This is a genomic window from Aeromonas sp. Y311-2 (assembly GCF_027706025.1).
Classification (GTDB): Bacteria; Pseudomonadota; Gammaproteobacteria; order Enterobacterales; family Aeromonadaceae; genus Aeromonas; species Aeromonas veronii.
Genome location: NZ_JAPDCL010000001.1, coordinates 202532 through 217666 on the forward strand (window position 1 = coordinate 202532; position 15135 = coordinate 217666).

Consider the following 15135-nt stretch of genomic DNA (forward strand, 5'->3'; position numbering starts at 1 on the left):
ATCTGTGGCTCGCAGGCGGCTTGCTTGCCTCGACGTCGCAGACCGTGCGTGTCGGGAATGCCGCATTTTGTTTTCGTTCGAGACTACTTTGTTGGCGTTTGCCCGGCAAGTGGGTCGCAGAGATTTTCTGGATGATCCGAGCAACCGAGATGTTGTTGGCAGGGGCGAGACCGAGATAATGCCGGGCTCACGTTGAGCCCGGCTTGTCAGCGCTCTGTTACAGCACGAAGCTCTGTACCATGGCGCGCAGCTGTTCGGTGAGCTGGTGGATCTGGCGGGCGGCATCGCGGGCGGCGTTGGCCACTTGCAGCGCCTCGTCACTGCCATCGGAGATGCGCACCACGTTGCGTTCGATCTCGTTGACCACGGCGCCCTGCTGCTCGATGGCGCTGGCGATGATGGCGTTGGTATCGACCATTCGATCCACCTTCTCGGTGATGGCACCGAAAGCCTGTTTTGCCTCCTGCGCCAGCCCGACCCCCTCCTGCGCTTCATGGCTGGCCGCCGACATGGCGGTGACCGAGGCGCGGGCGCCGGATTGCAGCTGTTCAATCATCTGCTGGATCTCGACGGTAGCCCCCTGGGTGCGGTTGGCAAGAGATCGCACCTCGTCGGCCACCACCGCAAAGCCGCGACCCTGCTCACCGGCCCGGGCCGCTTCGATGGCAGCGTTGAGGGCCAGCAGGTTGGTCTGTTCGGCGATGCCGCGGATCACGCTGATGACGCCACCAATCTGGCTGCACTGCTGCTCCAGCTGGCCTATGGTGTCGGCGGTGCGCAGCACCTCGCGGTTGATATGGTCGATGGCCTTGATGGTGCGCTCCACCACATCCTCGCCCTGACCGACCACGTTCTGCGCCTCCTGCGTCATGCGGGCGGCTTGCAGGGCGTTGCCCGCCATGTCTTGTGAGGTGGCGGCCAGCTCCTTGATGGCGGTAGCGACCTGATGGGTCTCCCCTTGCTGATCGGCAATGACCTCCTGCGAGCGGCAGGTGCGCGCTTCGATCTCGGTAGCGCTCTCCACCACGGTGACGCCATTTTCCCGCACTCGCCGCATCAGGGTGCGCAGGGTCTCCAGGGTCACGTTGTAATCCCGGCTGATGGCGGCCAACTCGTCCTGACCAACGATCTCGATATGCTGGCTGAGATCCTGGGCGTTGACCCGGGCGGCGATATCACGCACCCGCCCTACGGTGTCGCGCAGGGAGAGATAGGCACCGATCATCAGGTAGAGGTAGAGCAGCAAGCTGGCGGTCAGCGGCGCGGTGACCCACCAGAAGTGGCGTTGGTTGGCGGTCAGCCGCTGATGCAGGTCGGCCTCCAGCCGCTGGCGTACCTGGCCTGCCAGTGCGGTGATGGCCTCGTCCATTTTATCCCCCAGCGCCTGCACCTCCTTGGTGGAGAGTTGCACCAGCTGATCCTTCATCATCTTGTTTTCCATGGTCTCGACCCCCTGACGCACCAGCTGTATCAGAGCATCGGTCTGCTGACCCAGCTCGGCGCGGTAGGCCGGTTCGATCTGGTAGAGCAGGGTCAGATCGGCCTCCAGCTCCTGCAGGGTGGCGCTGATAAGATCAAGACGAAAACGCAGGCCGCTGTAGCCCTCAGCCTGAAACAGGCCGAAGTCGGCGATGGTGGCGGCGCGATCCCGCACCTGGGCCAGCAGGTCGCGCAGCTGCGGCAACCGCTCGCTGGCGAGGATCACCATGTAGTAGGTACCGAGCGCCGGATCCTGGATCAGGCTGCTGCTGGCTGTGATGTGCTTGTAGAGGTGGCGCACCTCGGTCAGCAGCTTGTCGTGGCGCAGGTTGCTCTGCTCCACTTCCAGCTTGCCCGCTTCACTCTGCAGGGCGGCCCAGCCCTGCTGGATAACCTCAAAGGAGGGGTTGTTCTGGCGGGTGTCGGCAAAGGCTTGCAGGCTCTGATCAACGGCTTGTGCGGCTGCCTTGACCTGATCATCACCGACCGGATCCACTTCATAGGCGTGACGGGTTACCAGATTGCGATGGGTGAGCAGGGCTTGCTCGATAGCGGGCACGGGGGTGAGATTGACCACTCCCGCCAGCTCGCGGTTGGCCTGGACGTTGTCATCCTGCAGCCGCCCCAGCAGATTGGTCATGCTGTAGGCCAGTGGCAGCAGCATCAGGCAGGACCAGAGCAGGAATTTGTATTTGAAGGAGAGCTGATTGCCCAGCCGGATGGCGGGGTTGAAAATCCATTTCATGTTAAGCCTCGATACCTGAGTGCGGGCGTGATTCGTGTTGCCTGAATAGTACTCCGAGCGGCCTCCCTTGGGTGATGGCCGGTTGCAAGTTGTGATCCCCTTGGCTTTTTACTTCCGGGCGGGGGCGCGGTCAGCCGAGCCAATAGAAAACGGGCCACCCGAAGGTGACCCGCGGTCGATAAGGGGAAACCGATCAGTTGAACGCCAGGAAGGGCGAGACACAGAGCAGCAGGCCGGTGACGATGATGATGTAGAGGGAGGTGCCCTTGTACTTGTGCAGCGCCGGTACCTGATAGACCAGATAAGCCGGGATGAGGCAACCCACCATGCCGAAGATGGGGCTGCAGATAGAGGTGAAGCTCAGTACCGGTGCGTTGAGCACGATGGCACCCCAGGAGAGCATGACGGTAAACACCATGATCCCTTTGCCTACCAATCCTTTGTTGATGCGGTTTTCCGGCAGCACCCGGCGCAGCAGGTTCATCGCCAGCCCCTGACAGGCTTCACGGAAACCGAGGTAAACGCCGAAGTAGGCGGTCATTACCGCAAAGATGTTGAGGGTGAGGCTCAGGAGCTTGAGGGTCTGGCCGGGCATCCCCTGGGCTACCATCGCCAGCGCGGAGATGTTCTCCTCGGAGGCTTTGACCGCCTGATCGTGGCCCATGGCCAGAGTGAAGGAGACCGCGTAGAAGAACACCACCACAAACAGGATGCCGAAGGCGATATTCATGGCGCGCATCGCCTTGAAACGGGCCACTTCCAGCGACTTTTCCCGCGAGCGGTAGGAGATCACCATGGGGCTCAGGCTCTGGATAAAGAGGATGGAGGTGAGGGTAAAGGGCAGCATGATGATGGCATCCTTCATCCAGTCACCGGCAGCGGGCATGGCGGTGATGTTGGCCGCATCCCACTTGTCCACCATCATCAGGCCGAGCACGGCCACCACGCTGATCTTGGTCAGCACCATAAAGGTGGAGATCTTGAACAGCAGGTTTTCGCCGCGCGAGGCCAGAGCCACCAGACCGCAGATCAGCACCAGACCGTAGAGCGGGTTTTCGGAAAGCAGGCCGTCGGTGACGCCGAAGCTCTGCAAGAAGGAGGCGCTGTCATTGGTGATGGCGGTGGAGTAGACGAAGACCCAGATCACCAGCATCACGAAGTAGAGCGCGCCGAGCAGCACACCCCAGTTCTTGCCAAGGTAGCCGGTGATGACGCTGGGGTAATCCTTGCACTCCGGCGAAGTGGCCAGGGTGTTGATAAAGAGGCGCTGGAACATGTACATGGCGGGGTAGCCGATCACCGCCGAGAGCAGAAAGACCCACAAGCCCATCAGACCCACCTGTACCGGCAGGAAGACGATCCCTGCGCCGATGGCCATGCCGATGCTCATGATGATCCAGCCCCAGTCGGTGCTGTCGAAGCGAACCGCTTCTTTCCATTCCAGCGTGCCCATCACGGGGCTGGCGAGTGTAGTGCTATGCGCGTCCATTAAAACCTTCTTTTTTGTAGGGATGTGGGAAAGCGGCGCAAATATAGTTGAATGAAACTGTCATAAACAATGCCCATAAGAGTACTTTTGTTCAAATCAGGATGGTGATCACGGTTTATATTGAGGCCGAAAGGTGCCTTTAAACGCCATTTTTGTATCTTTTTGTTGAATGGATAAAATAAAAAGCAAATAATGTTGAACGGAATGAGATTCGTGATTGCAAAAAAAATTGCACAAACAGGAGTGGCTATATGAAACGCATCATCACAGCAGCAGCGGCACCTGACGCTATCGGTCCCTACAGCCACGGCACTGCCTATGGCGACCTCATCTTTACTTCCGGTCAGTTGCCGGTTTGCAAGCAGCAGGGGGGTGTGGTGGAAGGGGGGATTGCCGCCCAGACCCGCCAGTCACTGGAAAACCTGAAATCCGTGCTGGAAGCCGCTGGCGGCTCGCTGGATACCGTGCTCAAAACCACCTGTTACCTCGCCGAGATCAGCGATTTTGCCGCGTTCAACGAGGTCTATAAAGCCTATTTCCAGAAAGATTGTCCGGCGCGCAGCTGCTTCGCAGTGAAGGATCTGCCGATGGGCGTCAAGGTTGAAGTGGAAGCGATCGCCCATATCGCTCGTTAATGCTGATAAAAAGGTTCAAGTGATGAAACAAGCGTGGCAGCAGTATCTGCAGATTATTCAACAGGTTGTCAAACCAGCGCTGGGTTGTACCGAGCCAATCGCCGCCGCCTATGCCGCGGCTGTCGCCACCCGGCAACTGGGCTGTGAGCCCGGTCGCCTCGAGGTTGCGGTGTCGGACAATCTCTATAAAAACTCGATGGGTGTCTATGTGCCGGGGACCGGCAAGATCGGTCTGGCCATTGCGGCCGCGGCCGGTGCCATCGGCGGCAACGCCGATGCCGGGCTGGAGGTGCTGGCCGCGATCCAGCCAGAACAGGTGGAGCGTGCCCAGCAGCTGATCGATGCCAGCAAGGTGCAGGTGAGCCGCACCACCGCCCCCGAGTTTATCTTCTGCCGCGTGACCGTTTATGGTACGGATGAACATGGTGAAGAGCACAGCGCCGAAGTGACCCTGTGTGGCGGTCATACCCGCATCGTCGAGCAGCGCCGCGATGGCGAGGTGACCTTCACCGCCGATCAGAGCCAGGGCGGTGCCACCGGTTCCATCTGCGACGGGGTAGATATCAGCATCGCTGCCATCTACGAGTTCGCCACCCGGGTGGAGTTCGAGCAGATCAAGTTCATCCTCAAAGCTTCCGAGCTTAACGGCAAGCTCTCCGCCGAGGGGATGAACAACCCCTATGGCCTGGAGATTGGCCGCACCATGCAGCAGAACATCAATGCAGGTCTTATCGGCGAGGATGTGATGAACCGCATCGTGATGATGACGGCGGCGGCCTCCGATGCCCGCATGGGGGGCGCGACCCTGCCTGCCATGAGCAACTTCGGCAGCGGTAACCAGGGCATTGCCGCCACCATTCCGGTGATGGTAATTGCCGAGCGCTTTGCGGCCAGCGAAGAGCAGCTGGCTCGCGCCCTCATCATGAGCCATCTGGGCGCTATCTATATCAAGTCCCACTATCCGCCGCTGTCGGCCTTCTGTGGCAATACCGTGACCAGCGCGGCCGCCTCCATGGCCATGGTCTATCTGGCGGGCGGCAGCTTCGAGCAATCCTGCTTCGCCATCCAGAACGTGCTGAGTGACAGTGCCGGTATGGTATGTGACGGGGCGAAAGCCTCCTGCGCCATGAAGGTGAGTACCTCCTCCGGTGCGGCGGTGCGCGGCTTCCTGATGGCCCTCAACAGCCACTCGGTGTCGGGACAGGGGATCGTCGCAGGTGACGTGGATCAGACCATCCGCAACGTCGGCCAGATGGTGAAGGAGGGCATGTCTGCCACAGACAGCACCATTATTGATATCATGTCCGCCTGATGTCCCTGTCGGTTGCTGCCCGGCGCCCATTGTCCGGCAGCAACCCTTGCAAGAAGGTCCCATTGTGAAGCTGCAAGAGTTGAGTCCGAGCGATTTTGAGATCCTCAAGTCGATGGAGAACATAGTGGATGGCATTGCCGCCATGTATGGTCAGCACACCGAAGTGCTGCTCCACAGTCTGGATGCGCGCAATCCCTCGATCGTCAAGATTGCCAACGGCCATATCACCGGCCGCAGTGTCGGTGCCCCCATCACCAACCTGGCGATGATGAAGCTCAAGAGCGGGCAGGATATCTCCAGCCCCTACATGACCAAGTGTGCTACCGGCAAGACGCTGCGCTCCATCACTACCGTGATCCGTAACGGGGAGCACAGGGCCATCGGGTTGCTCTGTATCAACAGCGACATGGATGCCCCGCTGCAATCCGTACTGCGGACCATGATGCCGGAGTGCATGCATCCCCACGAGAGCCATGCCACCCCGGAGGTGTTCGCCCGCAACATCGACGAAGCGCTCAACAGCACCATAGATACCGTCAGTGCCGAGGTGCGCGGCAACGAGGCGGTGCCCCCGTCCCAGAAGACCCGGGTCATCGTCAACCAGCTGCACGACATGGGGATCTTCGAACTGAAAGACAGCGCCCAGATCGCCGCGCGCCAGCTCGGTATTTCGGTCCACTCTATCTACCGCTATCTGCGGGAGATCAAGAAGGGCTGAGCCGGTTTAATCTGGCCAAATTGGCAGCAAACGGGTCAGCCCTGACCCGTTTTTTACGCCCGTTTTAGCCTCTCTGTTTGGGCCATCCTTCGGGCTCATCTGCTATCATCACCCCCCTTTATTTTTCTATCTCTCTGAACGTGCTGGAGAAATCATGTCTCGACTCATCTATCTGCTGCGCCACGGCCAGACCCGATTCAATGCCGAGCAGCGTCTGCAGGGGCGTTGCAACTCCGATCTGACCGACAAGGGCGAGGCACAAGCCATCGCCATGGGGCGGCGCCTTGCTGCCGAACTGGCAGATCCCGCCCGCTGGACCGTCTACGCCAGTCCGCTCGGCCGTGCTCGCCAGACTGCGCTGCTGGTGTGCGAGCAACTGGGGTTGGCGGCAGAGCGCATCGTCTGGGACGACCGGTTAATGGAGCTCGGCATGGGAGAGTGGGAGAGCTGCCAGATCCCGGCGCTGCGTCTTGCCCACCCCGAGCTCGATACCGGCAAAGGGGACTGGTATCTGCAGGCACCGGGGGCCGAGAGCTTCGAGAGCATTCAGCGCCGGGCACACCAGTGGTTGCAGGATCCCGCCATCGCCGAGCGGGCCATCGTTATCTCCCACGGCCTGCTTGGTGCCATGTTGCGTGGCGTCTATGCCGATCTCGACTATGAGGCGACCTGGTCACAGGAGTTGCCGCAAGATGCCTTCTATAAGCTGCAGGATGGCCACATCACCCGCATTGCCTGCTAATTGCCGTGAGGTGGCACCATGGCATGGACCATGATTGCCACCTTCGGATGCCCATTTTTGCCGCAGTTCAACACATCAGAGCACCTTATCGCGGCAAGATGAGGTATCTTATGCCCCGATTTCATCCATTAAACGGATCCGAGACCCCATATGATCATCAAACCCAAGGTTCGCGGCTTTATCTGCACCACCACTCATCCGGTCGGTTGTGAAGCCAATGTTCGTCGCCAGATCGCTTATACCAAGGCCAAGGGCACCATCGAGAATGGTCCCAAGAAGGTGCTGGTGATCGGCGCTTCCACCGGTTATGGCCTGGCCTCCCGGATTGCGGCTGCCTTCGGTAGCGGCGCCGCCACCCTCGGCGTCTTCTTTGAAAAAGCGGGCACCGAGTCCAAGACCGGTACCGCTGGCTGGTACAACTCTGCCGCCTTCGACAAGGCCGCCAAAGAGGCGGGTCTCTACGCCAAGAGCGTCAACGGCGATGCCTTCTCCAACGAGTGCCGCGCCAAGGTGATCGAGCTTATCAAGCAGGATCTGGGTCAGATTGATCTGGTTGTCTACTCCCTGGCCTCTCCGGTGCGCAAGATGCCGGAAACCGGCGAAGTTGTGCGCTCTGCCCTCAAACCGATCGGCGAGGTCTACACCACCACCGCCATCGATACCAATAAGGACCAGATCATCACCGCCACCGTCGAGCCGGCGAACGAGGAAGAGATCCAGAACACCATCACAGTGATGGGCGGTCAGGATTGGGAGCTGTGGATGGCTGCCCTGCGTGATGCCGGTGTGCTGGCTGACGGCGCCAAGTCCGTGGCCTACTCCTACATCGGTACCGATCTGACCTGGCCAATCTACTGGCATGGCACTCTGGGCCGCGCCAAGGAAGATCTGGACCGCGCCGCCGCCGCCATCCGTAGCGATCTGGCTGCCAACGGCGGCACCGCTCACGTGGCCGTGCTCAAATCCGTGGTGACCCAGGCTTCTTCCGCCATTCCGGTGATGCCGCTCTATATCTCCATGGCCTTCAAGATTATGAAGGAGAAGGGCATTCACGAGGGCTGCATGGAGCAGGTGGATCGCATGATGCGCACCCGTCTCTACACCTCCGACATGGCGCTGGACGATCAGGCTCGCATCCGCATGGATGACTGGGAACTGCGCGAAGATGTGCAGCAGACCTGCCGCGACCTGTGGCCATCCATTACCAGCGAGAATCTTTCCGAGCTGACTGACTACACCGGCTACAAGCAGGAGTTCCTGCGCCTGTTCGGTTTCGGTCTGGATGAGGTCGATTACGATGCGGATGTAAATCCGGATGTGAAATTCGACGTGGTCGAGCTCTGAGTCTGACTCAAGTGAAAACAGGGCCCCGCGGGGCCCTGTTTTTTTGGCAAACATTCCGCTAATTTGCGGAATTTTATTATCAGCGATCACCTTTTTCCCATATCAAACCCGCTAGTCTTGCGCTGATCGGATCACAGACGGCATTGCCGAGGTACGGAAGCTATGACCACTCCAAACGAGGCGCCCAAGAAGCGCCAGCTCCCCACAGTTTATACCCTGCTTTTCATCATCATCGCCCTGATGGCCGCCCTCACCTGGGTGCTGCCAGCGGGCAAATATGACTATGTCACCGCCAAGACCCAGCAGCCGGTTGCAGCAGCGGCCGTGGCCGATTACAGCGGCGACGAGCGGCTGTTGCCGGTGCCTGGCAGCTACACCGAGTTACCCGCCCACCCGCAAGGAGTGTTCGAGGTGCTCAAGGCCCCCATTCAGGGCTTTCACAAGGCGGCCGACGTGGCGCTGTTCGTGCTCATCATCGGTGGTTTTCTCGCGGTGACCATGCAAAGCGGTGCGCTCGATGCCGGGGTGGGGGCCATTGTGCGCGGCTTTGCCGGGCGTGAGCGGCTGCTTATCCCGGTGCTGATCGCCCTGTTTGCCCTCGGCGGCTCCACCTTCGGCATGGCAGAGGAGACGGTGGCCTTCTGGGCGCTGATCGTGCCGGTGATGATGGCGGCGGGCTTCGATCGCATGGTGGCGGCGGGCATTATCCTGCTCGGCTCCGGGGTCGGGGTGCTCGCCTCCACCGTCAACCCGTTTGCCACCGGCATTGCCTCCGGTTTTGCCGGTATCCCCATCGGCGAGGGGATCGGTTTGCGGGTCATCCAGTGGCTGCTGCTGGTGATCTTCGCCTCCTGGTTCGTGATGCGCTACGCCAAGCAGGTGCAGCAGGACAAGTCCCGCTCCGTGCTGGCCGACATCGTCTATGACGACGAGTTTTCCCAGATGAAGAGCGGTAACCTCGCCTTCACCGGCAAGCAGAAGCTCACCATGCTGGTCTTCTTCGGCACCTTCCTGCTGATGATCTATGCGGTGGTGCCCTGGTCGGACTTGGGGATCGACGTGCTGCCCACCTTTGGTTGGTGGTTTGACGAGCTCTCTACTCTCTTCTTCAGTGCCTCCATCCTGATTGCGCTGATCAACCGGATGCCGGAGTCCAACTATGTGGCGACTTTCCTGAACGGCGCTCGAGATCTTATCGGGGTGGCACTGGTGGTAGCGGTGGCGCGTGGCATCTATGTGGTGATGGAGCAGGGCGTCATCATCGACACCATTTTGCATTGGGCTGAAGGGCTGGTGACCGGACTCTCCTCGTCGGTCTTCATCCTGATGGCCTATCTGGTGCACATTATCCTGAGTTTCTTCATCCCGTCTACCTCGGGGCTGGCGACCGTCTCCATGCCGCTGATGGGGCCGCTGGCGGACTTCTCCGGCATCTCCCGGGATCTGGTGATCACCGCCTATCAGTCCGCCTCCGGCTGGATCAACCTGTTTGCCCCCACCGCCGCTCATCTGGTGGCCGGTCTGGCGCTCGCCAAGATCCCCTACGATCGCTTCGTGCGCTGGGTGCTGCCCTTTATCATCGGCGTAGCCCTCATCACCATGGCGGTGCTGGTAGCCGGTGCCCTGCTGCACGGCTGATGGTGCGGATAGAAAACGACAGATAACAAAAAGGCTCCCGCGGGAGCCTTTTTCATGAGCCTTGCTTACTGCTTGTAGCCCTTGAGGAAGCGGGCGAGGCGGCCGATGGCATCCTCCAGCTCCTCTTCGCGGGGCAGGAACACCAGCCGGAAGTGATCCGGCGCCGGCCAGTTGAAGCCGGTGCCTTGCACCAGCAGCAGCTTCTCCTGCTGCAGCAGGTCGAACACCATCTTCTGGTCATCGCGGATGTCATACACCTTGGGGTCGAGGCGCGGGAACATGTAGAGCGCCCCCTTGGGTTTGACGCAGGAGACCCCGGGGATCTCGTTCAAGAGCTCCCACGCTTTGTCCCGCTGCTTGCGCAGGCGGCCGCCCGGCAGGATCAGCTCGTTGATGCTCTGGTAGCCGCCGAGCGCAGTCTGGATGGCGTGCTGCATCGGCACGTTGGCGCACAGTCGCATGGAGGCCAGCATCTCCAGCCCTTCAATGTAACCGCGGGCACGGCCTTTTGGACCGGTGATGACCATCCAGCCCTGACGGAAGCCGCAGGCGCGGTAGGCCTTGGAGAGGCCGTTGAAGGTCACCACCATCACATCGTCACACAGGGTGCAGACGCTGGTGTGGGAGATATCGTCGTAGAGGATCTTGTCGTAGATCTCGTCGGCGAAAATGATGAGGTTGTGCTGGCGGGCGATCTCGATCACTTCCAGCAGGAACTCGCTGCCGTAGACGGCACCGGTCGGATTGTTGGGGTTGATCAGCACCAGGCCGCGGGTGCGCGGGGTGATGCGGGCGCGGATATCGTCGAGATCCGGATACCAGTCAGCCCCTTCGTCGCAGCGATAGTGCACTGCATGGCCACCGGAGAGGGTGACGGCGGCGGTCCAGAGCGGGTAGTCGGGGGAGGGTACCAGCATCTCGTCGCCATTGTTGAGCAGCGCCTGCATCGCCATCACGATCAGCTCGCTGGCGCCATTGCCAATGTAGATGTCGTCGATATCGACCTTGCGCATCCCTTTTTGCTGGTAGTACTGCATCACCGCTTTACGGGCAGAGAAGAGCCCCTTGGAGTCGCAGTAGCCCTGGCTCAGCGGCATGTTGAGGATGACATCCTTGATGATCTCTTCCGGCGCATCAAAGCCGAACGGGGCCGGGTTGCCGATGTTGAGCTTGAGAATGCGGTGGCCTTCGTCTTCGAGACGGCGAGCCTCTTTATGCACCGGGCCGCGGATGTCATAGCAGACATCGTCGAGCTTGTGCGACTTGTCGATTGTGAACATGGTGAGTGTGATTCCTTCCCCACAGGGACGCGTTGGCGAAAAAGGCGATCTTTAGTATCAAATTTCTTTTCCCCTATTCTTCACAGAATTGAATGCTAGAACAATCCTCTTTTTAGAAGAATTCCCTGATTTTTAGCCCTAAAACAGGGTTGCTAGAACGTTAAATTCAGCACGATCTTTGGTGCTAACCAAGGTTAACTAGTGAAACATGGGGAACGAATTAACAAAGCTGCCTGACTGTGTTGCAATATCCGGATCCTGTGGCACGATTGGCTTGTGTAAAAAATCGTCTTCGTCCCCCTTTTCGATGAGTTGAATGGCACTCATGGTGTCATCTTTATGTGGTTCGCTCATCGGTGTTCACTTCTGCGAGGTTTTCCCATGCAAGCACCCGTTCCAGGCCGCTATCGCCACTTCAAGGGGGGTTACTATCAAGTGCTTGCCCTGGCTCTGCATACCGAAACCCAGGAGCAGCTGGTCATTTATCAATCCGAGCAGGATGGTCAGGTCTATGCCCGTCCCGTCGCCATGTTTATGGAGTGGATTGAGCATCAGGGGCAGGTTGTCAGCCGTTTTGCCCCTGCAGGAGACTGACCACGCCTCCGTTTATATCGTTCAAGGGATGAGCACTCGAGCTAAACGGTGTCACAAGTTGTCGCATGACGCTCTTGGGTATGAGATGTGCAGCCAGCTGTCTTAATGATAAATCCCTTATCTAATCAACTAATTGTGACGAATGTCACATTGAGTGAGCCCCGCCTGCCGGGTTCGCAATCTGGACTCACACTCCCATAATGCTGCGCTTGTTCAAGCATGGGCCCTTCTCGGGTCTTGTTCGGTGTTATCTCAAATGGGAGAAATAATGTGAAACCTGTTGCTGCTGAGTTTATGGGCACTTTCTGGCTGGTATTGGGCGGATGCGGCAGTGCCGTGCTGGCTGCAGCCTTCCCTCACGTCGGGATTGGTCTGCTGGGGGTCTCGCTGGCTTTCGGTCTGACCGTGCTGACCATGGCGTTTGCCATCGGCCATATCTCCGGTTGCCACCTCAATCCGGCCGTGACCGTCGGTCTGTGGGCGGGTGGTCGTTTTCCGGCATCCGGTGTACTGCCTTATATTGTGGCGCAAGTGCTGGGTGGCATTGCCGCCGCTGCCGTGCTTTACGTGATTGCCAGCGGTCAGGCCGGGTTTGATCTCTCTGCCGGTTTTGCTTCCAACGGCTACGGTGAGCACTCTCCGGGTGGTTACAGTCTGACTGCTGCACTCGTATGCGAAATGGTGATGACCGGTTTCTTCCTGTTCGTCATCATGGGGGCCACCGATAGCCGTGCGCCTGCCGGTTTCGCGCCGATCGCCATCGGTCTGTGCCTGACCCTGATCCACCTCATCAGCATTCCGGTGACCAATACCTCGGTCAACCCGGCCCGCAGTACCGGTGTTGCGCTGTTTGTCGGTGACTGGGCTATCAGCCAGCTGTGGCTGTTCTGGGTTGCCCCGATTGTCGGTGCCATTCTGGGTGCGCTGGCTTATCGCCTGGTGGCGACTGAGCAGAAGTAATCATTTGCGAAACAAAGTGTGGTATCGACACGCCTGCGGGCGTGTTTTTTGTTTCTGTAGGGGCAAGAAAAGAGCATTAACTGAGGCTAACCTCAGAGCCCTTTGGCCTGCAGCATCTCTTTGTAGCGCAGGTGGAGGAGCTGGACGCGCTCCACATAGGCACGGGTTTCCGCATAGGGCGGGATACCGCCATGTTTTTGTACGGCGCCTGCGCCGGCGTTGTAGGCCGCGGTCGCCAGCGCCACGTTGCCATCATATTGCTTGAGCAGTCCCGCCAGGTATTTCACCCCGCCGAAGATATTCTGCTCCGCCAGCAAAGCATTGCCGACCCCCAACTCCCGCGCTGTGGCGGGCATCAGCTGGGTCAGACCCATCGCCCCCTTGCGGGAGACCGCCAGCGGATTGAAAGCGGATTCCGCATGGATCAGCGCCCGGATCAGCGCCGGCTCAACCTGATAGGTTTTGGCAGCCGCCTTGATGGTGCTGGCATAGTCATAGAGAAACAGCCCTGTAGTCTGCCAGTTGACGCTGGATTTGGGATCGCAGGCGAAGCAGTCGTTGAACAGCAACAGCTCGTAATGGCCCTGTTCGGGTACCATATCGGAGTAGCGAACCACCCCGTTTCGCTGCACCGATTTATAGACCTGGATCTGCTTCTTGCCGTTGGTGGCGACTGCCGCTGTTTGAGCGGTGTCGGGTTGTGAGGCGGGAGTGGCATCTTTGCTCGGACGCAAGGGGGAGGGCGCGGCGGTCAGGAAGATCACCTCCGCGGGAGGGGGAGTCTGGCTCCATCCGTTCAGGGGGATCAACAACATATGGCCTGCCAGCATCCATGCTTTCAACCCTAATACTCCTTCTTGTGATGACCATGTTGAGTAAAGCATCATGACGAGGGCAGAACAAGCGGCCAACAGGGGGCAAATGATCCGATTCGGTGACCGGGATCAAAGTATCCGCCGCAATAAAGGATTGTCATCATAAAGTACGGTTTTGGCAGTCGTGCGGTGGGTCATGGCCTCTTCCACCGGGTAAGCAAGCTGCCCACGACGTCCGCTTTTTTGTTGACGAAAGGCATGCTATCGTGCTGGCGTCATGTGGTCGGATTAGCGCACCGTATCTGGCACTAATAACTGATTATCAAAGGATTTGTCTGTGACAAGCAAGCTGGCGATGGAACTCACTTTCGAAGAGTACTGCGACGCCGACCTCTCCCTTATCAGGGACTATTACGAGACGACGTTTTCCCACTATGTGCCGGATCTGGCCGAGCGGATCTTTGTCGTGCGTGATGCTCACTGGCTGGTGGGGGCGGTACGGTTGCGGGACGAGGAGGAGTTTTACCATCTGTGCGGCTTTCGCCTGTTGCCCCACTACCAGTCGCTGGGATTGGGGTCACGGCTGCTGCAGCACGCCTGTCACGGTCTGTTGGACAAACCTGTGGTCTGTCAGGCGCTGCCCTTCGAGAAGCCTTTCTATCTCAAGGCCGGGTTTGCCGATATGCCCCTCAATCAATTGAGCGGGTCGCTTTTCTCCCTCTACGAGCGGCAGCAGCAGCAGGGTTATCAGGTGGAGCTGCTGGTACGGGATACCACCCAGCCCCTCCTGAATTGAGCGGTTTAGCGCGGTTTGGTCAGCAGGTGGATCTTGCCCGGTGACAGCTCCAGCCCCAGCAGATTCTCCTTCAGCCACGCCTGATCCGGGTCCTTGTCATTGAGTTTGTAGACCGGTTTGGTCTCGAGCCGCTTCTCCATGCTCTGCAGCAGCATGTTGAGCATCAGCCCGAACTTCTTCTCGGCCGCCTCCGGCTCCAGCTTGTACTCCACCAGCTTCATGTTATCGAGAAACAGCGCGCTCTGGCTCTTGTCATAGCGGGGTCTCGCCTCATAGGTCATCTGCAGGCGGGCGTCATATTCGGTATTGTCTGGCAGGGCGATTTTGAGCTTGCCCTTGCCATAGACCCGGGCGGTATCGGGGCGTTGGCGACCGATTTGGACGTCGCTCTGCTCAAGCGTCACATGGGCCTTGATGATGCCCGGCAGCTCCAGCTGTTTGTCGACTTGCACCTGAGATTGCAGGTACTGGTTTATCTGTTGCTCATTGATGTCATATGAGCCTTGGCCTAGCATGGCCAGGCTGAGCAGCATAGATTGCAGGATCATGCGTGCGACCTGATAGAATGGATTTGCCTTACAGCATACC

14 protein-coding genes are annotated in these 15135 nt (G+C 59.1%); 9 read left to right on the top strand and 5 right to left on the bottom strand.

Annotated features, from left to right (window positions below; genetic code table 11):
* Window positions 1–217: 217 nt before the first annotated feature.
* Complete coding sequence (locus OKC42_RS00925) at window positions 218–2224, bottom strand: methyl-accepting chemotaxis protein (protein ID WP_270818952.1); 2007 nt, start codon at window positions 2222–2224, stop codon at window positions 218–220.
* Window positions 2225–2417: 193 nt separating this feature from the next.
* Window positions 2418–3713, bottom strand: coding sequence for an amino acid permease (locus tag OKC42_RS00930; RefSeq protein ID WP_021229327.1), 1296 nt, complete (start codon window positions 3711–3713; stop codon window positions 2418–2420).
* Between the two features lie 251 nt (window positions 3714–3964).
* Between OKC42_RS00930 and OKC42_RS00935 the strand changes: the two genes are divergently transcribed.
* From OKC42_RS00935 to OKC42_RS00960, 6 genes are all read left to right on the top strand, one after another.
* Complete coding sequence (locus OKC42_RS00935) at window positions 3965–4348, top strand: Rid family detoxifying hydrolase (protein WP_005344164.1); 384 nt, start codon at window positions 3965–3967, stop codon at window positions 4346–4348.
* Window positions 4349–4370: 22 nt separating this feature from the next.
* A complete protein-coding gene (locus tag OKC42_RS00940) occupies window positions 4371–5660 on the top strand; it encodes an L-cysteine desulfidase family protein (RefSeq protein ID WP_245133278.1) in 1290 nt (429 codons plus the stop codon).
* A gap of 64 nt (window positions 5661–5724) precedes the next feature.
* Window positions 5725–6378 (top strand): helix-turn-helix transcriptional regulator, encoded by a 654-nt coding sequence (locus OKC42_RS00945; protein WP_005334376.1) that lies wholly within the window; start codon window positions 5725–5727, stop codon window positions 6376–6378.
* 154 nt (window positions 6379–6532) lie between these two features.
* Entirely contained in the window at window positions 6533–7120 is a 588-nt protein-coding gene (locus OKC42_RS00950; RefSeq protein ID WP_245133276.1) for a histidine phosphatase family protein, read from the top strand.
* 150 nt (window positions 7121–7270) lie between these two features.
* Window positions 7271–8464, top strand: coding sequence for an enoyl-ACP reductase FabV (gene fabV, locus OKC42_RS00955; RefSeq protein ID WP_042054615.1), 1194 nt, complete (start codon window positions 7271–7273; stop codon window positions 8462–8464).
* Window positions 8465–8626: 162 nt separating this feature from the next.
* On the top strand, window positions 8627–10102 hold the full coding sequence (locus OKC42_RS00960; RefSeq protein ID WP_110302458.1) for a YfcC family protein: 1476 nt from the start codon (window positions 8627–8629) through the stop codon (window positions 10100–10102).
* A gap of 65 nt (window positions 10103–10167) precedes the next feature.
* Here OKC42_RS00960 and OKC42_RS00965 read toward each other — a convergent pair whose 3' ends face one another.
* Complete coding sequence (locus tag OKC42_RS00965) at window positions 10168–11382, bottom strand: pyridoxal phosphate-dependent aminotransferase (RefSeq protein WP_005334367.1); 1215 nt, start codon at window positions 11380–11382, stop codon at window positions 10168–10170.
* A gap of 381 nt (window positions 11383–11763) precedes the next feature.
* Between OKC42_RS00965 and OKC42_RS00970 the strand changes: the two genes are divergently transcribed.
* Together OKC42_RS00970 and aqpZ are read left to right on the top strand one after the other, a co-directional pair.
* The gene (locus OKC42_RS00970) at window positions 11764–11976 is read left to right on the top strand and encodes a DUF1653 domain-containing protein (RefSeq protein ID WP_005334366.1); all 213 of its coding nucleotides are present in this window, start codon (window positions 11764–11766) and stop codon (window positions 11974–11976) included.
* 270 nt (window positions 11977–12246) lie between these two features.
* Entirely contained in the window at window positions 12247–12936 is a 690-nt protein-coding gene (gene aqpZ, locus OKC42_RS00975) for an aquaporin Z (RefSeq protein WP_019445956.1), read from the top strand.
* Window positions 12937–13028: 92 nt separating this feature from the next.
* Here the strand turns inward: aqpZ and OKC42_RS00980 are convergent, their stop codons facing one another.
* Window positions 13029–13778, bottom strand: coding sequence for a lytic transglycosylase domain-containing protein (locus tag OKC42_RS00980; protein WP_429098936.1), 750 nt, complete (start codon window positions 13776–13778; stop codon window positions 13029–13031).
* A 328-nt stretch (window positions 13779–14106) separates the two neighbouring features.
* On the opposite strand from OKC42_RS00980, the gene OKC42_RS00985 reads away from it, so the two are divergent.
* Complete coding sequence (locus OKC42_RS00985; RefSeq protein ID WP_041980377.1) at window positions 14107–14547, top strand: GNAT family N-acetyltransferase; 441 nt, start codon at window positions 14107–14109, stop codon at window positions 14545–14547.
* 5 nt (window positions 14548–14552) lie between these two features.
* Here the strand turns inward: OKC42_RS00985 and OKC42_RS00990 are convergent, their stop codons facing one another.
* Window positions 14553–15095 (bottom strand): DUF1439 domain-containing protein, encoded by a 543-nt coding sequence (locus tag OKC42_RS00990; protein WP_005353308.1) that lies wholly within the window; start codon window positions 15093–15095, stop codon window positions 14553–14555.
* Between the last annotated feature and the right edge of the window lie 40 nt (window positions 15096–15135).